This window comes from Halalkalibacter sp. APA_J-10(15) (assembly GCF_023017105.1).
Taxonomy (GTDB): domain Bacteria; phylum Bacillota; class Bacilli; order Bacillales; family Bacillaceae_D; genus Halalkalibacter.
In genome coordinates, this window is the sequence record NZ_JALKEV010000008.1 from 60,179 (window position 1) to 86,326 (window position 26,148).

The following is a 26,148-nucleotide window of genomic DNA, read 5'->3' on the forward strand; positions in this document are numbered from 1 at the left end:
TTATCAATGATATTAATAAGTTTGATTCCATGTTCTTTAATATTTCACCAAGAGAAGCAAAACTAATGGATCCGCAAGAACGATTATTTCTTCAATCCGTATGGCATACAATTGAGGATGCAGGATATTCCAAAGAGGATTTGAGTGGTAAGAACATTGGGGTATTTGTTGGTGTGATGTATGGCTTATATCAATTATTAGGAAATGAATTATTTTTACAAGATCCAAGTAAAAATGTACCAGCCTCTACACATAGTTCTATAGCGAACCGAGTTTCGTTCTACTATAATTTTACGGGACCTAGTATGGCAATAGATACAATGTGTTCTTCTTCATTAACAGCTCTACACTTAGCGTGTAATAGTATTAAAAATGGAGAATGTGAGGTAGCGATCGCTGGTGGGGTTAATTTATCCATACACCCCTATAAATACAAAATGCTATCTCAAGGAAACTTCTTGTCTGCAGAAGGAAAGTGTAGGAGTTTTGGAGAAGGTGGCGACGGCTATGTTCCAGGTGAGGGGGTTGGCTCAGTACTATTAAAACCATTATCTAAAGCAATCAATGATAATGATCACATCTATGGGGTCATTAAGTCTATCACAATAAATCATGGTGGAAATTCTACAGGATATAGTGTACCTAATCCTAATGCCCAAGGAGAATTGATTGGCAAGGCTCTGGAACTATCTGGTGTTAATCCTCAATCGATTAGTTATATTGAATGCCATGGGACAGGAACAGCATTAGGAGACCCAATAGAATTAAGGGGACTAAATAAAGCATATAGTGAGAAAATAGCAGAACCAAATAATTGTAAAATAGGTTCCGTAAAATCAAATATTGGACATTTAGAGGCTGCCGCAGGTATAGCCTCATTAACAAAGGTATTATTGCAAATGAAGAATAAAACCATTGTACCTTCTCTTCACTCCGATATAGTCAATAAAAATCTAGACTTTTCCAATGGTCAATTTACTATTGCTAGAGAGGTAGTCGATTGGGAGAAACCAATTTTAGAAGAAAACGGACAACTAGTAGAATATCCAAGAATAGCGGGTATCAGCTCATTTGGGGCAGGAGGTTCAAATGTTCATATGATTATACAGGAGTGGGAAAAAGAGGAGAAGGTGAAGCCGATTAATCAAGAAGAATTAATTGTGTTATCAGCCAAAAGTAGTGAAGCATTAAAGAATAATTGCCGATCTCTAGTTCAATTTTTCAAAAATAAGGAAGATGTATCTTCAAAAGCAGATATTGCAAAAGAAATAAATATACAACTAAGAAAAATAGTAAGCGAAGTCATGTTGATTGACTTTGATCAAATTGATACAGATGAAAACTTAATTGAAAGCACAAACGACTCTCTAAATCTATCAAAAATCTGCAATCAAATAAATAAAGAATTTAACCTGAAAAAGAGTATAGAGATGTTCTCGGTTGCTCCCACTATTAAAGATTTATCAATGCTCATAATAGAGGAGAATAATGTAAGTGACCCATCCAATTATTCTTATAAAGAGCTCTCATTAAGGGAAATTGCTTATACCTTACAATGTGGAAGGGAGCATATGGTTTATCGAATAGCCATTAAGGCAAATTCTATCAGTGATGTTATTCATCAATTAGATGATTTTCTAATGGGAACTTCCCAAGACATAACAATAAGACATTGTACGAATAATGAACAGAACAGCATCGAGGATTATCTAAAACAAGAGGGGATGTTCAGCGATCCTTATGCTTCAAGAGATTTAGATTTGATAAAAAAAGTATGGTTAAAAGGTTATAAAGTAGAATGGGCAAAGCTTTATCATGAAAATGTAGGAAGGGTTAGTTTACCTGGTTATTCATTCGATAAGCAATCCCATTGGGTAAGCGTGAAGGAACAAGAGTATGTACCAGTAATTAAACAAGAGGTTAGAGAGAATCCTTCTGCATACCATTCGCATGAAGTGAATAATAGAGAGGAGGGCATAGAAATGCATGGACATCATGATGAGATAGAAACAGAAGAGCTATTAGAACTTGTTCAAGAGGCTATTGTTAAATCATTAAGTGAAATATTAGAAATACATTCTGAAGAATTTGACTATAATAGCCCTTTTTTAGAATTTGGAGTAGACTCTGTACTAGCCGTTGAAATCACAACACTGATTAATAAACAATTGAATATTTCACTAAGGACTACAGACTTATTTAACAACTCATCAATCTATAAATTATCTGAGTATATAGTAAATACTTATATTCATCAGCTCAATTCATTAGGAAAGCAAAAAGTTTCTAATACTAAAGAAGAATCAATTAGAATGATGAACAAAATAGATGCTACGGCTATTAGAACAGAGGTAGGTAGTGAGAGTATGGTTAAGGAAACCCCAAACGAGCTTTCACACGAAATTTCAGATGAATCTTCTTTTGAAATGGTTGATAAGGATAATCAAACTTCCTCTATGGATATTGCTATTATTGGAATATCGGGTATGTTTCCAGGAGCTAAAAACGTGGATGAGTTTTGGTCCGATTTGGAAAATGGGGTTAATTCTGTAAGGGTACCAAAGCGCTGGCCTTTAGAAACATATTACTCTGAAGATAGAAATGAAGAGCATAAAAGTTACTGTAAATGGATGGGTGAGCTTGATGATATTGAATCATTTGACTCCTTATTCTTTTCAATTAGTCCAAATGAGGCCGAAATGATGGACCCTCAACAAAGATTAGTTCTTATGGAGTCATGGAAAGCGTTAGAAGATGCTGGTTATAGCAGTCTTGATTTGAATGGTTCTAAGTGTGGTGTTTTTGTAGGTTGTGCCCATAGTGATTATGTAGCTAATATGAGAGAAAATCATATTATTCCAAAGGCGAATGCCTTTATGGGAAATGACGAATCTATTTTAGCATCTCGGATCTCTTATTTCTTAAATATGAGAGGGCCAAGTGTTGGTATTAATACAGCTTGCTCTTCATCATTAGTAGCCATCCAAATGGCTAGTGAGAGCATCCTTAATGGTAATTGTACTATGGCTTTAGCTGGTGGAGTGGCAGTGTTGACAACCCCTGAAATGCATATTATGTCCAGCAAATCTAATATGCTTTCATCAGATGGAAAATGTAAAGCCTTTGATGCGGAGGCGAATGGATTTATTCCTAGTGAAGGAGTAGGGTTTGTTGTATTAAAGCCTCTAGATAAAGCTGTTGCAGACGGGGATAATATCTATGCTGTTATTAAAGGTGGGGGAATTAATCAAGACGGAAGGACGAATGGTATTACGGCTCCAAATGGCTTAGCCCAAACCGAATTACAGGAAGAAGTGTATGACAAATTTGGAATCAATCCAGAAGATATAACATATGTTGAGGCACATGGAACTGGTACCAAGTTGGGAGATCCAATTGAGATACAATCTCTGAAAGATTCATTTAGCAAATACACTAAAATGAAGAATTATTGTGGAATTGGGTCTGTAAAGAGCAATATTGCCCATACATTAACAGCGGCTGGAGTAGCTGGTTTAATAAAAATCGTATTATGTATGAAAAATAATAAGCTTGTGCCATCTATAAACATTGATAATATGAATCCGTTGATAGAGCTGGAAGATAGTCCATTTTATATCAATAGAGAATTAATGGACTGGAAGGCACACGATAAGTTAGCAGCAATCAATTCATTTGGATTTAGTGGAACCAATGCCCATCTTGTTCTCAGTAACTATCACGAGTCCAAAATGACGAAAAGAAATAGAACGCATACAAAACACTTGGTTGTTATTTCAGCAAAAGAGCAGGATGTTCTTGTGCAAAAGGTGAGAGATCTCCAAAATTGGTTAGAGAAGAACCCTAAGGAAGTTGAAATAGCAGATATTGCGTATACATTAATGGTGGGTAGAGAACAAATGGAGCATAGAGTAGGCTTCATTGTTAACGATAGAGAAGAGTTAGCCGAAGAATTAGCGTATATTAGTAGAGTAGGCCTAAATGAATATCGCTACTATAATGAGATTAGAGTAAATGTTAAAAAGAATGATACTTATATACGTACCCTATTAATGGATATGAGAAAGAATAGTGCAAATGATCTTCATTTACTTGAAGAAGTAAGAGAACTATATTTGTCTGGTCATATCATTCCTTGGTATGAATTAGTGGATAGGGGAAGCTACAAAAGGCTTCATCTTCCTACCTATCCGTTTCAGTATCAATACCATTGGCTGTACCCTAAAAGGGAAAAAGTAGTTCAGTATAAAAATATTGTAGGGCAACTAATAGAGGACAAAGGACACGAGGCAATATTTAAATATACTTTAGAACCAGATGATATTTTGGTCACAAATCATATGGTTCAGGGTGAGAAGGTATTACCAGGGGTTACCTATCTTGAAATCCTTTATCAGGCAGTACAAAAAATGAATGTAGCAAATATGAAGTTTGAGAGTTTGACTTGGCTTAGACCGATAATAGTGATGAATCAGTCAGTAAATATATTTACATTCATCAAAAAGGAAGGAGAGAGTTATTCCTTCAAAATAAAAAGTGGAGAAGATTCAGACGTACTAGCATTAAATTGTATGGGTAGATTAACAACTCAGCTCAACAATTTAAGCATAGAGCAATCAATTATAGAAGAAATAAATGACTTCAGAAAGAGTACTGAGGTAAAGGTAACAGCTAGTGAGTTATATCAGGCCTTTAAGGAAGTAGGATTAAACTATGGATACTTTTTTAGAAGTATTGAGAAAATACAAGCCTCTGATAAAAAGGCATTATCTACTCTTATAGCGACAAATGCACAGGAGGAAGGTCACCAATATTATCTAAATCCATTTATTTTGGATGGGGCACTACAAACCATTTCAGGTATAGTATCTAGCGACGGAGAAGCGCAACTTCCGTTTGAGTTTGAGGCTCTATCGATCTATAGATTAAATGCATGGGAGAAGACTTATGCATATGTTAAAGAGGTAGCCAGAAGTGTGTATAACATCTATCTTATCAATGAAAACTTTGAATTGATGCTAGAGCTCAATAACATAGTGCTGAGAAAGAATAAGATTCACTCCACCCAAAATACGAATAAAGAAAATAATTTAGATTTATACTATGGCGTTTGTTGGAATCCAATAGAAGGGAAAATTGATGAGAGAAATGAAGGAAAGTATCTAGTCGTTTTCGATGAAGAAAGTAGTGATATATACGATAGAGTAAAAAGAATGAAGCCAACCTATGGGCTAAAATTAACGAACCAAACGTATGAAATGAATCAAGATGAATATTGGGTAGATGGAAAAAGTAGACAAGGTATAAGGTTAGCATTAAATAGAATGGGGAAAATAGACCACGTTATTTACTTAGCTATTGGAAGGGAACAAAAAGAAGAAAAATCATCTGTAAAGTATCTAAGATTCTTTAAGGAATTATTAAATACGAGAAGCGTAAATCATAATCTAACGATTACCAATGTAACAAATAATGTCCATAGTGTATTTGGTGAGCCTATAATACCACACTCAGGAGATATTCAAGGGTTTAGTAAATCTTTAGGACGAGAGTATAAGGGATTTACGATCCGAAATATGGATATTGATATTCATGAAGACATGAATACCACATTACATCTACTAATTGAAAGAAGTTATCAAGTAGAAAGTGGTGAAGAGCTGGTTATTAGAAATAATCAAGTATTTAATAGGAGACTGTATAAAGAGGAATTAAATAGGGTGAACAAAGAAAGCTTTAAACAAAATGGAGTCTATATCATTCTTGGCGGAGCGGGCGGTATAGGATATAAATTAGCAGAATTTATATCAAAGGAATATTCTGGTCATATTGTTCTAGTAGGGAGAAGCCCTCTAGATACAAAAATTAACAATATGCTGCAAGGTATAGAAGGATTAGGTGGTACAGGAACCTATGTTCAGTGTAATATCTCTAACAAATATCAGCTTGAGGAATGTAAAAAGCAGATCCTTCGTCAATTTGGTAGGATAAATGGTGTTATTCATTCTGCATTGGTGCTAAAAGATATGATAGTAGAGAATTTGAGCGAGGAAGTCTTAGAGAGAACCTTAGAACCAAAATATGAAGGGACCCAATCGGTTTATGAAGTATTTAAAAATGATAAATTAGATTTTATTTTGTTCTTTTCTTCCGTTCAGTCCTTTACAGGGAATATGGGGCAAAGTAATTATGCAGCAGGATGTTACTATAAAGATTCTTACGCAAATTATATGGCTCAAAACTTAGGAACTCCAGTGAAAATAATTAACTGGGGTTATTGGGGTTCTGTCGGAGTAGTGGCTACGGAAGAGTATAAACAAAGAATTGCTCAACAAGGGGTGTATTCGATTGAAGCTGAAGAAGGTATGGCTGCAATTGAACGAGTTATAACCAGTGATACACAACAGGTAGTTGTCATTAAAGCAGAGGATAAGGTAATTGAACCCATGTTAGTAATGAAGAAAGAAGAAACAACAAATAATGTAGTGGAAATGAATAAGTTAAAAAGAGAATTTGATGAATTAGAAAAGTTCAGCAAATATATTATGTTATGTATTTTTAGGGAATTTAACATATTTCATCGTTCAGGGGAAAGGTATGCTGTAGACCATTTACCAAGAAAACTGGGAATTCACGAAAAATACATTCCATTAATGGAAGAGATGCTTAGGAATATGGAGAAAGAGCATTATATTCAGATCAACAATAATAGGGAACTGGTGACAACTAATCTAGTTGAGGAGCTTAATACCAGCACATTGCTTGAACATGCCAAGCATAAAGCAGATGATATGACAAATAAGTATCCTAACATTTATCCTCATGTTCATTTATTAAAGCATTGTTTAGATAAATATAAAGATATTCTTACAGGTAAAGTATTGGCTACAGACATTCTTTTTCCTAATTCATCGATGGAGTTAGTTGGAAGTATTTACAAAGGAAATTCTATTTCTGACTATTTCAATCAATCCCTTGCTAATTATGTATATGGACACTTAGAGAACACATTAGATGACAAGGTTTCTATATTGGAAATTGGTGCAGGTACTGGAGGAACTAGTGAAATTGTGTTTAACCATATAGATGTAATGTCGAATAAGGTTCAATACTACTATACCGATATTTCCCAAAGCTTTGTAAGTTTTGGAAAGAGGAAATACGGAAGTCAGCGAGAGTATGTAGACTTTAAAGTCCTAGATATTGAAAGGGACGTACACGAGCAAGGGTATCATGATAAGCAATTTGATATCATAATTGCCACAAATGTTCTTCATGCTACTAAAGATATTTCAAATACAATTAGGAATATTGGGCACCTAATAAAGGATCAGGGGCTACTTCTAATTAACGAGGCTACTGAAAAAAGCTCATTTGCCTCCATCACGTTTGGCTTATTAGATGGTTGGTGGCTATTTAAGGATGGGCATAGAAGAATAGAAGGCTCTCCACTTTTAAATATTTCGATGTGGAAAGAGGAATTAGGAGCACACCAACTATATCTAAAAGAGGAACCTAACAGTGAATACGGACAAAATGTACTCGTAGTACAAAAGGATCCAGTTTATAAAAATGAAAAAGTAAAAAATAGTGTGAACGAGCCGTTGAAAACTGAGGTTAAGTCCAATGGGGTATTGAATAGATCAAACAACTATAACAAGAGGCAAATTGTTGAGGTCATTTGTTCTAGCATATCTAAAACTTTAGGGGTTCCAGCAGGTAAAATAAATCATGAAAAGGCATTCACAGATTATGGTATTGATTCCATTTCAGGAATCGATTTAATCAAGGAAATAAATGAAACATTAGGGCTTAATCTTAAAACAACTACTTTGTTTGATTATTATAATGTAAATAAGCTAGCTGCTTATATTGAAGAAGTTCATCATCACTCTATTTCTTTATCAAATAATAGTAATATAACAGAAAGCGGAAAAAATGTTCATGCATCGGAAACAGAGGAAGAAAAAGAAACAAACCTTAAGCTGATAGATAAACTGGTAGAAAATGAAATTGATGTTGATGAGCTATTGCAATTATGGAGGTGAATAGGATGAAGGGTTCCGAAGAGATCAGAAAGATTGTAGAGTTAGTTAAGAGTAAAAAGATCTCTAAAGAAGATGGTTATAAAATCATAGACAAAATAAAGAGTTTGAAAGAAAGTGAGAAAACTTCGGAAAGGACAGAAACGAAAAAGGTAAAAAGGCTAGTGTTAGATAGCCCTTTATCGATACAAGATATAAAAATTGTAGATGGTGAAATTAATAATCCCGTAGAAAATGAAGTACAAATATTAGTTAAGGCTTTTGCTTTAAATTTTAGTGATTTACTAAGTGTGAAGGGCATGTATCCAAACATGCCCAGTTATCCTTTCACTCCAGGTTTAGAAGTGTCTGGGATTATTCTTCAAACAGGTACAAAAGCTACTAAGTTTAAAGTTGGAGATGAGGTTATAGCAATATTAGATCAAGATATGGGTGGCAATGCTACTATTGTTAATACGAAAGAGGAGATGGTGTGTAGAAAGCCTTCTAATCTTAGTTTTGAAGAGGGATGCTCAATACCAATCGCATTTTTAACCGCTTATCATACAATTGAGAAGGCTGATATAAACAATGGTGACCGTGTATTAATTCATACAGCCACAAGTGGTGTGGGACTAATAACCATTCAATTAGCAAAGGAAAAAAATGCACTAATATTCACCACTGTGGGTTCTGATGAAAAATTACATTATTTAAAATCGCTGGGCATTCAGCATGTGATTAATTATTTAAAAGATAGCTTTGACCAAAAAATATTAGAAAAAACCAATCATCAAGGGGTAAATGTAGTAATAAATACATTACCTTCAGAGTATATTCAAAAGGGGTTAAATGTGCTTGCCCCTTTTGGGAGATATATAGAAATAGCTATGCTATCAATTAAAAAGGCGGAGCAAATTAGTTTTAAAGACTTAAATAATAATCAAAGCATTTATTCTGTAGACTTAATGAGGTTCTTAAAAGAAAAGCCTGATAAACTAGTGGAATATTTAAAAACAATGGAGAGATATCTGGCTAATGGAATAGTAAAGCCAACCATTTCAAAAGTGTATGACCTAGTAGACTTGTCCAAAGCGTACGAACATATTAGTAACAGAAAGAATATAGGCAAGGTTGTTATTAGTGTAAATACGGATTATAACGACGAGCTATATAGAGTAATAGAAAGGAGTTCATTCGATCAAGGTTTTAAGTACACCCTTCCTCATCAGAATGATACTGCATATGACGTTACTGTAGATGAGGTTGTTGCACATAACTCTCACTCTAAGGATGAGAAAATTAAACATGAGATGAGCGAGATATTAAATACGGATATTGCAATAATAGGAGTTTCAGGTAGATTCCCTGAGGCTGAGAACGTTCATCAATTTTGGCGAAATTTGAAAGAAGGGAAGAGTGGCATTACTGAAGTGCCCAAAAGCAGATGGGATATAGATGCCTATTACTCTGAGGAGGAAACTGATAAAAATAAAACCTATTGTAAATATGGTGGTTTTTTAAGTGATATAGAATTTTTTGATGCAAAATTTTTTAATATGTCGGCCAAGGAAGCTCAAGTAACGGATCCACAACAAAGAATATTCTTAGAAGAAGCTTGGAACTCAATAGAGGATGCGGGATATTCAATAAAGGAATTAGAGGGAAAAAGGTGTGGGGTCTATGTTGGCGTAGGTCATACAGACTATCTAACCAATTCAGTAGATAGTGAAGCAACGAATGAACCTCAAGCTTTATGGGGGAATGAAAGCTCCATTTTGCCAGCTCGAGTTTCCTATTTTCTAAATTTAAAAGGAGGAAGTATAGCTATAAATACGGCTTGTTCATCCTCCTTAGTAGCGATTCATCAAGCATGTAAAAGTATCATATTTGGTGAACATTCTATGGCTATTGCTGGAGGTGCATTTATATCGACTTCTCCAGCATTTTATATTTCTACTAGTAAAGCAAGTATGTTAGCTAAAGATGGAAAATGTAAGGCTTTTGATGATTCGGCCAATGGATTTATTCCTGGAGAATGTGTAGCGGCTATTGTCTTAAAATCTTTAAAGGATGCTATAAGAGATGGGGATCATATCTACGGAGTAATAAAGGGTTCAGAAATGAATCAGGATGGTAAAACCAATGGTATAACCGCTCCTAGTTCTATTTCTCAAACGGAAGTACAACATCTGGTTTATCAAAATTCTGGTATCAATCCGGAAACCATCTCCTATATTGAGGCTCACGGCACGGGAACAAAGCTAGGGGATCCGATTGAAATCGATGCCCTTACTAATTCTTTTAGTGAATTTTCTGACAAAAAACAGTTTTGTAGAATAGGTTCAGTTAAAACAAATATCGGACACACTTCTGCTAGTGCTGGGATAGCAGGAGTAATAAAAATACTACTTTCAATAAAACATGGGCAATTACCCAAATCACTAAACTTTACCGTTCCTAATAGGCATATTAACTTTGAGGACACGCCTTTTATAGTAAATGATGAACTAACCGAGTGGAGAAAAGAGAATAATTACCCCAGAAGGGCAGCCATTAATTCATTTGGTTTTAGTGGTACAAATGTACATATGGTTATTGAAGAGCCTCCGTTTATAAATAGTATTAAAAAGAAAAGTGAGAATTATTATCTTGTACCATTATCAGCAAGAAGTAAACCATCTCTCATTCAAAATATAGAAAAGTTAATGGTTTGGTTAAAGAGTTCTCAAAACTCTATTGAGGATATTTGCTATACCTTGGGGAGAGGGAGGAGCCACTTCCATTATCGAATATGTATTGTAGTAAAGAGTTTAGAGGAATTAAGACACAACCTTATTAACCTATTAGATAGAATAAAAGTAGGTCAATATGAGGTTATGAACATTATGCAAAAAGGAATAGAGCCCGAAGAAATAGAGCTTAAGTTTAATAATAGCTGTAAAGAATTCAACAAGAATCTATCGCTTGATGAGAAAAAACAAATACTTGCATATATAGGGGAACTCTATTTACAGGGCTTAGAAATTCCATGGAAAAAGCTATATCAGTTGTATGATGGAGAATTTAGAAGAGTCTCTTTGCCTACATATAGTTTTCAAAGAGAGCGTTTTTGGATACCTGCGAGTAAAAAGGTTGAAAGTAAAAAAATAAGTCCTACCATGAATAAGGTGATAGACCACAGGTTTTTTATTGATGACCATTTGGTAAAGGGAGAAAAAGTGGTTCCTGGAATGGGACAAGTACAATATGTAATGGATGCATTCCATAAAAAATATAATAGATCAATTATTGAAATTAAGAATGTGGTATGGAGTAAAATAATCACTGAAGTGGATTTGAAAAATCTCGAGGTAACATTTATTCAAAAAGATGATAATCAATACGCCTATCATATAACAAATACATCTCAAATATCTTTTGGAGAAGGAACAATCATTATAAATGAAGGTAGAGGTTCTACTTCCAAACATATTGATACAGATTTTACGAAATATAAGAAGCTGTATGATGTTAGCAAGCTGTATAGTGACTTAAAAAACTATGGATTAGAATACGGACAAAATCTAAAGTCAATCACAAGGGTAGCTAGTAAAGAAAAAGAGATACTTTCCCTTCTGCAAGTAAATCAAGATAATACAGGAATTAGTGATATAAGTATTGTTATATTGGATGGAGCTTTACAAACTCTAATGGCATTAAACAGAGATAAAAACATAGATTCGATACTGCTTCCTTTTATTATGGGGGAAATTCATTTTCATAAACCATTAGAGAAGACATGTTATGTTTACGCGAAAGAAATAGCAGCAAGTACTTTTGATATCATGATTTCCAATGTAGATGGAGAGGTTCTGGTAGAAATAAAAAAAATAATTGTATCTAAGCTGAAGGATAGGGGAATAGAGAAAAAGGATACGGAACAAGAGCATAAGGAAGAAAAGAAAAAGAAAGAAGCGTACAGAGAGTTAAAATTATATCGTAAGGTATGGAGAGAAAAAGCGATAGTATCTGACAATGCTATCAGTAGGAAAGATACCTATTTGATCTTCGATAACGATGCTATTTTGTTTAACAGCTACAAAACAAAGAATGAGACAATTCAAATTAAAAGTGGAAGTAGGTATAAAAAAGTAGCAAAGGGTGTATTCGAGATTAATCCCTCTAACCCTTTAGATTATACCCATTTAATGGGGGAAATCCATTCTAGTGACGTCATAACCATTATCTATAATTGGAAAGACAACGTGGAGTTGGATACTGAAGATAAGGAGTTTGATATCGTATTTTGTATTACTCAGGCTCTCTTAAAGCATACAACATTAAGAGAAGTAAAATGGATAAACTTGTACTATGATGAGAGTCCAAAAATAACTGCTCTGGCAGCATATTTTAAGACATTATGGCAAGAACATCCCAGCTTTAAATCAAAACTGATTCATCTTTATCATGGCATTGATGTCGAGAAGGTGATAAATGATGAACTTCAAAACATGGCCAGGTATGAGGTTGAGGTTTCATATTTTCAAAAATCAAGGCATGTTAAGGAAGCAGAATTAATTAAAATTCCTAAGGAACATCATCAGTCTTTTCAGATTGATAAGGAAGGGATCTATATTATTACTGGTGGGATTGGGAAAATCAGTCTGATTATGGCGAAGTATTTAATAGATAAAGGTGCTAACCATATACTATTGCTTGGAAGAAGAGAGATAGATCTTACTGAAAATGAAGAGATAGCAAAGCTTTTTGACAATCATTCCAATATACAATATTACAGGTGTGATGTATCAGATGAAGAGAAACTGAAAGAAGTACTGGAAAAAGTAAGAGAACAACGTCAGGTTATCAAAGGTGTCTTTCACTGTGCTGGTACTACAATGGATAAAGTTATATCAGGAAAAAATTTACCAGAGGCAAAGGCGGTTCTAGCAGCAAAGATTCAAGGAACGGTCTTATTAGACCGTTTAACTGCCAAAGATGAATTAGACTTTTTTATCTGCTTTTCCTCATTAGCTGCTTATTATGGGAATATAGGGCAATGTGATTATGCTTATGGAAATAGCTTTATGGATCAATTTATGACTCAGAGAAATCTCTTAAAAGAACAGGCAAAAAGAAGCGGGCATAGTGTAGCGATAAATTGGCCATTATGGGCAAATGGTGGGATGCTGTTAAATGATACTATTATGAAAACTATGAAGGATGAATATGGTGTCGTAGCCTTAGATAATAGAAGTGCTCTTTTGGCATTAGAAAAAATTCTAAATCTAGAGGAAACAGAGGTTATGGTTACTCTGGTAGAGGGGGATGATGGTATGATCCTTAATAATAAGAATAAACGGGATCTAAACAATAAAAGAAACGAATCTGAGTTAAAGGAGTATATTAAATCAGTTATTGCAACGGAAACTGGATTTTCAAAAGAATCTTTAGAGGATTATGAAGTATTGGATAATTATGGAGTAGATTCTGCCATTAATTTAGCTATTATTAGAGGATTTGAAAAACGATTTGGTGATTTACCTAAAACCCTTTTATTTGAATATAAAACAATAAACCAACTAACAAGCTTTTTTATTGAAAATTACCCTATGCCGATAGAAGAAGAAAATATTATGAAGGGGGAGCTTCAAGTAAAAGAGCGGGAAATGGTAATAGAAAACAAGAAGTATAATAACAACAGTGATGTAAATCTAAATTCAGATATAGCAATAATTGGAGTTAGTGGTATATATCCTGGAGCAAAGAACATAGAAGAATTATGGGAAGTGTTAATTAATGGGAAGGATTGCATAACAACCGTTCCAAAGGATAGATGGAACCATGAAGAATTTATGGATAAAGATTCGGATAAATTAGGAGTGATTTATACAGATTGGGGAGGATTTATTGATAACATCGATAAATTTGATCCATTATTTTTTAATACATCACCACTTGAAGCCGAACTGATGGATCCTCAGGAAAGGTTATTTCTCAAAACAGCTTGGCATACGATTGAAGATGCAGCCTATACCCCGGAGGCTTTATCAAAAGAGGAGGTCGGCGTCTATGTTGGAGTCATGTATAGTCATTATCAGCTTAATGGACTAGATCACTTTATTAATGATCATGATATACCAGCTGTCACTTCCTCGTATGCTTCTATAGCAAATAGAGTCTCTTATTGCTTAAATTTAAACGGCCCTAGTGTAGCCATTGATACGATGTGTTCTTCATCACTAACAGCCATACACTTAGCTTGTGAGAGTATTCGAAAAGGTGAATCTACCATGGCAATAGCGGGTGGAGTTAACTTAACCACCCATCCTTATAAATATAAGATGCTTTGTCAAGCTAAATTCCTTTCTGAGGATGGACGATGTAGGAGCTTTGGCGATGGGGGAACAGGGTACGTACCATCTGAAGGAGTTGGCGCAGTCTTACTAAAACCGTTAGAGAAGGCAATAGAAGATAATGATAATATCTATGCCACTATCAAAGGAAGTGCGATTAATCATGGTGGACTGAGCAATGGATATACGGTTCCAGACCCTAATGCTCAGTATCGTGTAGTTTCAAAAGCATTAGAGGCTTCGAACGTAAAGCCTGAAGAGATATCGTATATTGAAGCACATGGAACTGGAACGATGTTGGGTGACCCAATTGAAATAAGAGGTTTACAAAAAGTGTTTGGAACAAATAATAAGAAATGTCCAATAGGTTCAATAAAATCGAATATAGGTCATGCAGAAGCGGCAGCTGGAATAGCAGCAGTAACAAAAGTTTTATTACAAATGAAGCACCAAAAATTAGTTCCTACTATACATTCTCAGAATACTAATAAAGAAATTGACTTTGATAATAGCTCGTTTTACCTGCAACATAAGGTTTCTAATTGGGAGATAAGTCATCCCGAAAGCAGTAATAGCTTAAGAAAAGCAGCTGTTAGTTCATTTGGTGCTGGAGGGGCCAATGCTCATATCATATTAGAGGAGTGGAGAGATAATAAGCTCTATTATAGTCAAGAAGAAAATGAGATGGTGCCAGTTATATTGTCAGCAAAAAGTGAGCTTGCTTTAAAGCAAAAAGTGACTGATTTATTAGTGTATTTAAAAATGAGAGAGGCGAATGTGATCGGGGAGCAAGTAGACGAAGAGGTTGTTAAGCTTTTGGCGCAAGTAATTAATGTTGATAGGAAAGATATCAATTTGGATGATGATTTGAGTGACTATGGTATAGACTATCTTAGATCATCTGAGATTCTTACACAAATGATTCGTCGTTTTTCTATACAGTTGACCACTGAGGATATAATTAATTGTAAAAGAGTACTAGATGTAATTAATATTGTGAAGTCTCATATACCAACAACAAGCCTCATTGTGAATCAAATAAACCTTATGGATATAGCTTATACATTAAATACAGGTAGAGTAAGAATGAAGTATAAGTGTATATTTGAGGCCAAAAACGTATCAGAATTAATTGATAAATTAGAAAATTACGAAAATAATAACACTAAGGTCATAGAAGGGAGCGATTTAAATATAAATTTCGCTTATAAAAAAGCAAAGAAGATTTCTCTTCCAGTCTATCCTTTTGAAGAAAAGAGATATTGGATTGGAAACTCAGATGATAAAGTAAATGACGATATCATTATTAAAGAAGAAATAAGTAGTGAAACCATCAAACATGATGGAGTCTTCTTAGAAAATGAAAGATTAGTGAATGATGACTTAGGTAGCATTGAAGTTAATAATAAAGATGTATTAGAGAAAGATGTGCTTGATAAAATTAACGAAGAATTGGTATTGATTATCCAAAAGCTCTTGAAAATCGATAGAGCAAGGATTGACATTGATGATAATGTGGGGGAATATGGCTTCAATTCAATAACCTTCAAAGAATTTGCAGATCAAATAAGTGGGCAGTTTAGTGTTGAAGTAGCCCCTACAGTTTTCTTTTCAGAAAACACTATTAGAAACATAAGTAAATATTTAATTCGTAATTTTAATAGTGAGATAGTAAAAAAATTTATGCCTGATGCTCTTATGGCTCAAAGTAAACATCAAGATAAACCTAAGAATGTTAATACTAACACAAGGAGCATCATAGAGAATAGTGCAGGGCATAATGAACATGGAAGTAAGGACATCGCCATTATTGGAGTGAGTGGCGCTTTTCCAAATGCAAAGAGTATAGACGAATATTGGGATAATATGTTAGAAGGGCGCAATTGTATTTCTGAAATACCACAATCTAGGTGGGATTGGAAGGAATATTATGAATACGCACAGCAAAAAGGAGATAAAATCAATGCTAGATGGGGTGGATTTGTTGATAATATACAGGGATTTGATGAAAAATTCTTCAATATCTCCCCGTTAGAAGCTGAGATGATGGACCCCCAACAAAGATTATTTTTACAACATACTTGGCATGCAATTGAGGATGCAGGATTTAAAAAATCAGATTTATCAGGAAGCAAAGTTGGAGTATTTGTAGGTGCTCAGTTTCAAGATTACCAACAGGTATTAGCTGAAAATGGAATTATTAACGCTCAGATGGGGATCGGTAATGAGTTATCAATCATTGCCAATAGGGTCTCCTATTTCTTCAACTTTAATGGGCCAAGTGAGGTGGTTAATACAGCATGCTCTAGTTCCTTAGTGGCTGTAAATAGAGCAATACAGTCGATCGCAAATAACGAGAGTGAAATAGCATTAGCAGGAGGAGTAAGTTTAATTATCTCTCCTAATGGTATGATTAGCGCAGATAAGATGGGTATCCTATCAAAGACAGGGAGTTGTAAAACGTTAGATCAAAATGCTGATGGTTATGTTAAAGGTGAAGGGATAGGTATTGTTGTACTTAAACCTTTAAGTAAAGCTATCGAAGATAAGGATCATATCTATGCTGTGATAAAAGCATCAAGTGTTAATCATGGAGGGAAAGCAACCTCATTAACGGCTCCTAATTCTAAACTGCAAAGCAAATTATTGGTAGATGCTTATACAAAAGCAAATGTTTCGCCTGATACAATTAGTTATATAGAATTGCATGGAACAGGAACTCAATTAGGAGATCCAATTGAAATTGAAGGTTTAAAAACGGCCTTTAATGAGTTGAATAAACGTTTTAATATCAGCAACCCTGAGGAAAATTACTGTGGAATAGGATCTGTGAAAACAAATATAGGACATTTAGAGCCTGCGGCAGGTATTGCAGGGCTAATTAAATTAGCTTTGTGTATGAAAAACAAAAAAATTCCTAAAATTATAAATTTTAAGGAACAGAATCGCTATATTAATTTAGAGAGAAGTCCCTTTTATATTGTACAAGAGACGAGGGACTGGAAAAATAAACAAATAAATGGTAAAATTATTCCGAATAGAGCTGGGGTCAGTTCTTTTGGTTTTGGTGGAGTTAATGCACATGTTGTTTTAGAAGAGTATATTGAAAAGGAAGAAATCATACAAGTTGAGAATAAGAGTCAATTTTTAATTACATTATCAGCTACAAATGAGGTAAGTTTACAGAAGTATGTGGATGAATTATTAGTATATCTTGACTCCAAAAATATAAACACGAATCAGGAAGAAGAGTTTTTGGGGAGTATGGAATATACACTGATGATGGCTAGGGAAGAGATGCAGCATAGAATAGCATTTATATGTTCTACTATCAAGGACTTAAGGGAAAAGCTACTCGTCATTAAATCTCATAAAAACAGAAGCGATATCTATGTGAATGCAATAGATAAAGAAAAGGGGAAGTATGACTTCATATTAGAAGAGTTTGGTGATGAATTAATTACAAAGCTGTTGAGAGATAAAAAATACCATAAAATCTTGAAATATTGGGTAATGGGTGGAAAAGTTAATTGGAGCATGCTCTGGTCAACAAAACTAAAGAAACTTTCTCTACCTAAATACCCCTTTTTAGAGACTAAGCATTGGTTTACTGTCGAACCTAAACCTGTTACGCCAAAAACTAGTCCTATGAAGCAAGAAGAGAGAGAAAATAAAAATGCTTGGCCAAAAGAAATAGTAGCACTAAATACTAGGGGAAGTAAGCTCCCTTCCTTTTGGGTACATGGAGCTCCAGGATTCGGCTCTTTATTCAATAACTTATCGAAAGTGCTAGGAAAAGATTATCCGATGTATGCTTTTCAAGCCAAGGGAATTAGCGGAAAAGAAATTCCAAGAAGGTTAGATGAAATGGTAGAAGAATATATAAGATGTATAAAGCTTATTCAGCCAAATGGCCCTTATATTATAGGTGGATATTCCTTTGGTGGATTGGTTGCTTTTCAAATAGCAAAAGTTTTAAGTGAAACTGGTGACAAAGTATGTAAATTAATAATGCTAGATACATTCCCTTCAACACAAGAAGTTATTAATAGGTTTTACAGTGACTATGATTCTAACTATTTTGTATTAACAATGGGGAATGAACTATGTCGAGCTAGTGGATCGGATGCATTTATTACGTATGAGGATATTGAAGGGATATCGGAAAGGTTCTTGGCAGAGCATGTGGTGAGACTGGTGAAAGAACGAACGAAGAACCCAATGAGTCCTGACGATATTTATAATTACATTATGGGTGCCAAAAGGGTTTCAGATTATGCTGAAGAAGCTTATAAAGAGTATGAGCCAAAGGAATATAAAGGTTCAGATGTATTGTACTTTAGGGCTACTAAAGGATATATAGCGAATGATAATCATCAAAAAAGCAAAGGCTTAGATTTGCTAGATGGTTATGACTATCTTAGTCCTTGGAGAGAGCTGATAAATAATACAATGGAAGTAGTAGATGTACCAAGTGATCATTTTAATATATTAGAGAAAGAGTCATTAGAGATCGTTTGTAAAAAATTAAAAAAAGAATTTGATCAATTAAGTGTATTAAATATGAAAGCAGAGGTTGAACAAGCGATAACTATAGAAGAGGTTGCTGCTTCTAAGGAAGAGAAAATTTTCTCTGACATAATACATGGTAGGGGAACTAGCTCAAATCAGTATAATGAAGATATCGTTGAAGAAGTGTCTTTACTGACTAGTCATAAGCTGAAGATTCCTATAGAGAATTTAGATACATCAACTAATTTGTCGGAATATGGTGTAGATTCAATGCTAGTATCCTCATTGCTCGAAGAGATTAATAGCCAATTTGGAGTTAGCCTGGCAATGAATGATGTATATGAGGATTTTACAATTTATGGAATAGGACGTCTTTTAATGAATGAAAGATGATCTAATGTTAACACGAAGTTTGGTTCATAAGAAGTGCAGTGACAATCCTTGGTTTGTCACTGCCTTTATTATTGTGCCCAGCATGGTGGGCCTTAAAGGGTGCAAATCCCAAACTGCATCATAAGCCCAACGGTAATAAACAAATTATATAAGGAGGTAAACTATGTTCATCGATGTTAAAAACTTAAGCAAAAGTTATGATAACGGTATAATCAAAAATGATGTATTAAAGAATATAGATTTCCAATTAGAAGAAGGAAAGATATGTGTTGTATTAGGTCCTTCAGGTTCAGGGAAATCAACCTTTGCAAATATTATAGGTGGTTTGGATCATGCTAATAGTGGAGAAGTCATTGTTGAAGATGTTAACATCACGAAGTTGAATAGTACTAAGTTAACAGAATATAGGAGGGGAAAAGTAGGATTTATCTTCCAATTCTATAATCTTATTCCCAATATGACGGTTTACGAGAATATTGAGATAGTGGAAAATATAAGTGAGACCCCTATGAAAATCGAGGAGCTATTAGAACTATTAGGGATTGCAGATAAGGGGAACTCATTGCCAGATCAATTAAGTGGAGGACAACAACAAAGAGTTGCAATAGGAAGAGCCTTAGTAAAAAAGCCAAAATTACTAATATGCGACGAACCTACAGGTGCTTTGGATTATAAATCATCAAAGGAAATCTTAAAGCTCTTAACAGATCTTAATAATCAATTTCATACGACCATCATAATGATTACACATAATCTTGAAATCAGTAAGTTGGCTGATAAAGTAATAAAGCTCAAGGATGGAAAGATCTCTGAGGTTATTAATAATAGACGTAGATTATCAGTAGATGAGGTGGAATGGTAGAGATGGTTATCAGAAGAAGAGTTTTTCGTACAATATTTAGGAACAAGATGAGGTTCATTCTAACTCTTACCTTAATCATACTAAGTAGCTGCCTTTATATAGCATTTAATGGAAATGCCCAGAGTATAAAGGACTCACTAGATGAATTTGTATATAATTCAAATCAAGAAGATGCACATTTTAGTATATTGGATGATAACCTCGATATTGAGCAGCTAGAAAAACAGTTTAGCCTTATCGTACAAAAGAGATATTATTTTGATTATAAGAAGCATAATGCAGACATTAGAATCTTAAGCAGGACAGATCAAGTGAATGAATATCAAATCGTACAAGGTTACGATTTACATAATAATAATGAAATTTTATTGGATGAAAAATTTGCCACCTTAAATGAATATAATATTGAAGATTCTATCGAAATAGCAGGTAAAGTCTTTAAAGTGACAGGATATATGACCCAACCTGATTATTTGTATAAGGTTAGAGATTTACAGTCTCCAATCCTTAATCATCAAAACTTTGGTTTAGCAGTGATTAAAGAAGATGTCTTCGAAACTCTTGAAGAAGGCTATCCTTTTTTTTCAATTAAAAAGAAGGATGAAAGCATTGATTTATTGAATGTCAGAGAATATTTAGCGCAAAATTATCATTTATCTTCATGGCTGGAAAAGGATAACAACCCTAGAATAAACAAAGTTATGGAGAATTACGAAGTCATTATGATGGTAGGAAAAGTAGTACCATTAATTATATTAATTATAACATCTATATTAACCACAATTATTATATTGAATCAAATCAGGAATGAATATACACAGATTGGAACTTTGTATGCTCTAGGATATAGAAGAAAAGAAATAATTGCACATTACCTACAATATCCTATCATTCTTTCAACAACGGGAGGTATATTAGGAGCCATTATTGGTCAACTTACAGGTCCAAAAATTGTGGAAGCTATATTTCAAGCACAATTTAACTTGCCACTTATTAGCTATGATATTAATGTCCTTGTCATTTCCCTTTCCGTTATGATGCCAATCGTAATTATACTAGGTGTCACTTATTTATCCATTAGAAAAATACTAAGCTCTCCTCCTCTGGTTTTAATGAGAGGTAATAATAAATATCGAGTGGGGAGGCTGGAATCTAATCTACAATTAAATAATATGAAATTTAGTTCTAAATTTAGAATAAAGGAAATACTAAGAAATAAATTAAGGATGTTCTTATTGATTGCTGCTATCTGTTTTACATCATGGTTAATTTTATTTGGCAGTGTAATGAAGGATTCGATAAGCTTTGTAACAAATGAAAACTTTTCTGAGGTGTATCAATACCAATATCTATATAAATTACAAGGGATTTCGGACGATACGAGTATCATTGGTGATAAATTAATGGTTACTTCAGCTTTCGTAGAAGGAGAAAATCAAAGAACTTCCTTTGTATTAAAAGGAATTGAAAATGACAATAAATCGCTAAGGCTAAAAGATAAACACAACAACTTATTATCATATGATCAGATCATAATCTCAAGACATCTATCTCAAAAGTTAGATATAGCAGAAGGAGACACAATTGTTTTTAAAAACACTATAAATCTAGAAGAACATCAAATTGTTGTAGATGCTGTGGCTGAGGTTTATATCGGAAGTACACTGTATCTACCAAAACACAAATTAAATCAAATGGTAGGAATAAACCAAAATAGTTTTAATCAGATAATGGCTGATCAAGAAATAAGGAATTTAGAGCATATAAATATACTTACAGCTGATAATATTGATGAGGTAAAGGAATCGTATTACCAACTTATGGAGCCAATTAATACATTTATAGTGTTTCTTATTATCATGTCAATTGGAATTGGAGTCATAGTGATCTTTATCATTACTTCTATTATCATAGAAAATAATGCAAGTAATATATCCTTAATGAAAATTTTAGGATATAGAGATAAAGAGATATATAAATTAATAATTAATACTAACTTAATTTTTGTTTTAATAGGATTTGTTTTGTCCTTGCCACTAATTAAAGCATCATTAGAAGCCTTGTTTAAAGGTATAACAGATAGCATATCAATCTATCTTCCAGTTAATCTTACAGTAATTAATGTAGGATTTACATTAATAATAGTTTTAGTTAGTTACGAGGTATCTAAATTAATTTGTAAAAGAAAAGTGTTGGGGGTAGACTTAGCGTATATGCTAAAACAGCGAAATGAGTAATCCAGCACCACATGTCTCAAAACTAGTAGAACCTTTAGTTAACGATCGAATTTTGTGGCGACATGATTGTAAACGAGCACATTGATACTACGTCAAGAAAATAGACACAGATTTTCTACCGCGCTTTCGCTTGGTGGCTTTCATAAAAAAGTTCAAAGAAAAGCGCTTTAAACCTTTTTATGAAAGATAGACTTTATGCTGCTGTTACATGATACTTTTTCTCGAATTCAATGGGTGTGTGATAATCAAGTGTAGAATGAATTCGTTTTGAATTATAGAAAAACTCAATGTATTCAAAGATTGATTTTCTTGCTTCAGATCTAGTTCTAACCTTTGTTTGATAGACTAGCTCTCGCTTTAGAATTCCATGAAAAGATTCAATACAAGCATTGTCATAACAGTTTCCTTTACGGCTCATACTACCAACCATTTTGTACTGATTTAATACCTTTTGATATTCGTTCGAAGCATATTGAACACCACGGTCCGAATGATGAATGAGTCCTGGTTTTGGTCTTTGACGTTTATAAGCCATTTTTAGCGCATTTATGACTAACTCTTTCGTCATAGTTTTGTCCATCGTCCAACCAACAATCTTACGAGAATATAAATCCATAACGCTCGCCAAATACAACCAGCCCTCATTGGTTGAAATATAAGTAATGTCAGTTACCCAGAATCGATTAGGCTTATCCACTTGGAACTTACGATTAAGTATGTTTTCACTAACTGGATGCTTGTGTTTTGAATTGGTTGTTGCTTTATACTTTTTAACTGTACAGGACTTCCAGTTATTGGCGGTCATAATTCTAGAAACTGTGCGTTCACTTACTTTTACACCACGCTTCTTTAGCGTTTTAAAGATTTTGATACTACCATATCTTTGTTTAAATTCAATGTGTGTACGTAAAATCAATGTCTTTAATTGTTCATGTCTTTTCTGACGGTCACTTTTAGGGCGATTCAACCATTTAAAATAGCCACTTTTAGAAACTCCCAAAATTGTGCACATCTTCTCCACTCGGAACTGGGAGCGGTTCTTATGAATAAATCCAAACTTTACCGAGGGCTTTTCGCGAAGTAGTGCATCGCCTTTTTTAAGATTTCATTCTCTTCTTTTAAATCACGCAATTGCTTTTGTAACGCTTTTACCTCGGCATCTGGTGTAGCGAATGTTTGTGTAGCTTTTATTCCTGGTTGTTGGCTATATTTTTTCACCCAAGTATGCAGAGTGTTTTCATTAATATCCATTTCTCTAGCTACTTGAGCAACAGTCTTATGGTTTTCTAGCACATACTTTACCGTGTCTTTCTTGAATTCTTCATCATAACGTTTACCTTTTGGCATTTGGATGCACCTCACAAATTGTTATTAATTTTATTATAACAATCTGTGCCCACTTTTTAGTCTAGCATCATTGTTGGATAGTTTAGTAAAACAAAGTAAACAAGATGGTTTTCGTTTTCTAGAAAGATTAATAAATGATTATGAAAATGGTAGCAATACTTTTAATGATTTTGGAGAAGTCTTATTTGGCGTGTTTAACGAAGAAGATGTCCTTGTTGCTATTGGTGGATTAAATAAAGACCCATACTCAAATGAAAAATCTATTGGTAGGTTGAGAAGATTTTATGTTAGTAAGGAGTATAGAAGAAACGGTGTAGGGAGTCTTTTGGTAAAAAAGATGATCGACGAAGCAAAAAGATATTATAACATTTTGGTGCTTCATACAGATACGGAACAGGCTGATAAATTTTATACTTCTTTAGGATTTTTAAAGGAAAACCTCTATCCAAATTCAAGTCACTATATGGAGTTATAAGCTAACGGGAGTTTTACTTGAAAGTGGAAGCAGTCAAGTGTGTGGTTGCTCCTATAAGAGTGGTATTTTAAGAGAGGGATTTTTTAATGGAGTTAGTATTTAATAGGCACGGGCAAGGTGAACATACCTTAGAAGTAAGAATAAAATAGTTAAAAAGGCTGTGTTATTTATGAAAGTTTCTTTAATTGTTGCGATGGACAAGAATAGAGTTATTGGTAAAGAAAATGACATTCCGTGGAGAATTCCAAAGGATTGGGAGTTTGTTAAAAATACCACAATTGGACAACCCATCATATTGGGTAGAAAAAACCTTGAGTCAATAGGAAGGGCGTTGCCTCAAAGAAGGAATATTGTTTTAACGAGAGATAAGTATTATAACTTTGAGGGTTGTGAAATTGTCCATTCAGTCGAAGATGTGTTTAAGATTTGTAATAATGAAAAAGAGATTTTTATATTTGGGGGAGAACAAATTTATAAAATGTTTCTACCTTACGTCGAAAAGATGTATATTACAAAAATTCATCATGAATTCGAAGGGGATACGTTTTTTCCAGAATTGAATTTCAATGAATGGGATGAAGCATCCGTTAAAAAAGGTATTAAGGATGAAAAAAATCCTTATAACTACTATTTTCATGTTTATGAAAGAAAATTGTTAAGCTAATGGAGCAGAAGAATTGAAGATGGACTTTTGTTTATTTTCCAGTATTAAGTAAATAAGTTTATCTTTATAAGGGGAATTCAAATGAATACTAACCAATGGCAAGTAGGAATTTTTTTATTTGATGATGTTGAAGTTTTAGACTTTGCTGGGCCATTTGAAGTTTTTTCAGTGACTACATTAGAAAATGGTGATAAGCCATTTGTTGTTAAAACAATATCAGAAAAAGGTAATCTAATCGTTGCACGTAATGGTTTAAAAGTACAACCTGATTATAACTTTGATAATATGCCGAGGTTTGATATCTTAATTATTCCTGGTGGTTTAGGTGCAAGAGAACGAGAAATACATAATGAAAGTGTACTAACGTGGTTAGAAAATGAAGTAAACAATGTCCAACTTATGACATCTGTATGTACTGGTGCTTTATTGTTAGCAAAGGCTGGCTTATTAAAAGGCAAAATGGCAACAACTCATTGGGCAAGCCTTAACAGGTTAGAATCAGAATTCTCGGAGGTTAAAGTACAACGGGAAGTAAAATTTGTTGACGAAGGAAATATAGTTACATCTGCTGGCATTTCAGCAGGTATCGATATGTCTTTTCATATCGTCAAACGATTATTAGGATCCGGGATAGCTCAAACAACGGCTTCTATAAGGAGTAAATCCTTTTTGTTCACGGGGCATTAGTTGAGGAGCTACCATTGCAACAGTTCATACCGTTGTTGAAGTAACTGGGAAGGTTAGTTAAAGAAGCAATGCTCAGATTGATTTATTACATTGCAGGGAGTGAAGCTCTTTTTGTTGAATTTATTACCTTAAAATGATGAATTAGAGGAGACAATAAAATGGATAAAAATTATGCTGAGTATAGTGACAATGCAATTGAGTGGGCTAAAGGTCATCTGAATTCTAAAGAATATTGTTTTATTTGTTTGGCTTTTGTAGAGGATGCATTAGAAAGAAGTAATGAAATTGAAATCTTTGGTGGAGATTTTGCAAAAGAATCCGCAGATTTATATGAAGCAAATAAGCAAACAGGTATACCTCCAAAAGGAACCTTTGTTTTTTATGATTGCGTAGGAGTTATTAATAGTGAACGAAAAAATTGGGGGCATGTAGGCTTATCTATTGGTAATGGAGAGGTTATTCATGCTTGGGATAAGGTAAGGGTTAATCATTATCTTGATGTAGAAAAGTTAACCACTGCTCCAGGGTGGGAAAAACCAAGGTTTATTGGATGGGTACCACTTGAACGTATAATGGTTGGGTTTCAAAGGAAAATTTATTAATGTTATA

General features: G+C 33.9%; 9 protein-coding genes (1 of these 9 running past the window's edge). 8 read left to right on the plus strand and 1 reads right to left on the minus strand.

Translation table 11 applies throughout. From position 1 onward, the window contains the following. The 4 genes from MW695_RS10940 to MW695_RS10955 form a co-directional block, all read left to right on the plus strand. Positions 1-8,048, plus strand: partial view of an SDR family NAD(P)-dependent oxidoreductase gene (locus tag MW695_RS10940; protein ID WP_247105353.1) — the 3' portion only. Its footprint begins 7,525 nt before the window's first position; the window shows 8,048 of its 15,573 coding nt (coding positions 7,526-15,573); its start codon lies off the left edge, out of view; the stop codon is at positions 8,046-8,048. A gap of 5 nt (positions 8,049-8,053) precedes the next feature. Then, entirely contained in the window at positions 8,054-19,267 is an 11,214-nt protein-coding gene (locus MW695_RS10945) for an SDR family NAD(P)-dependent oxidoreductase (RefSeq protein ID WP_247105354.1), read from the plus strand. Between the two features lie 163 nt (positions 19,268-19,430). Further along, a complete protein-coding gene (locus MW695_RS10950; protein WP_247105355.1) occupies positions 19,431-20,129 on the plus strand; it encodes an ABC transporter ATP-binding protein in 699 nt (232 codons plus the stop codon). 2 nt (positions 20,130-20,131) lie between these two features. After that, on the plus strand, positions 20,132-22,366 hold the full coding sequence (locus tag MW695_RS10955) for an ABC transporter permease (RefSeq protein ID WP_247105356.1): 2,235 nt from the start codon (positions 20,132-20,134) through the stop codon (positions 22,364-22,366). Positions 22,367-22,559: 193 nt separating this feature from the next. On the opposite strand, the gene MW695_RS10960 is transcribed toward MW695_RS10955, so the two are convergent. Beyond that, a protein-coding gene (locus MW695_RS10960) for an IS3 family transposase (RefSeq protein WP_252120740.1) occupies positions 22,560-23,713 on the minus strand; the annotation gives its coding sequence in 2 pieces (ribosomal slippage) (positions 22,560-23,458 and positions 23,458-23,713; 1,155 coding nt in all). Positions 23,714-23,786: 73 nt separating this feature from the next. Here MW695_RS10960 and MW695_RS10965 point away from each other — a divergent pair. From MW695_RS10965 to MW695_RS10980, 4 genes are all read left to right on the plus strand, one after another. Next, positions 23,787-24,188 (plus strand): GNAT family N-acetyltransferase, encoded by a 402-nt coding sequence (locus MW695_RS10965; RefSeq protein ID WP_247105357.1) that lies wholly within the window; start codon positions 23,787-23,789, stop codon positions 24,186-24,188. A 169-nt stretch (positions 24,189-24,357) separates the two neighbouring features. Then, positions 24,358-24,852, plus strand: coding sequence for a DfrD/DfrG/DfrK family trimethoprim-resistant dihydrofolate reductase (gene dfr / locus MW695_RS10970; RefSeq protein WP_247105358.1), 495 nt, complete (start codon positions 24,358-24,360; stop codon positions 24,850-24,852). An 81-nt stretch (positions 24,853-24,933) separates the two neighbouring features. Then, positions 24,934-25,539, plus strand: coding sequence for a DJ-1/PfpI family protein (locus tag MW695_RS10975; RefSeq protein ID WP_247105359.1), 606 nt, complete (start codon positions 24,934-24,936; stop codon positions 25,537-25,539). 158 nt (positions 25,540-25,697) lie between these two features. Then, positions 25,698-26,141 (plus strand): NlpC/P60 family protein, encoded by a 444-nt coding sequence (locus tag MW695_RS10980; RefSeq protein WP_247105360.1) that lies wholly within the window; start codon positions 25,698-25,700, stop codon positions 26,139-26,141. Positions 26,142-26,148: the final 7 nt, after the last annotated feature.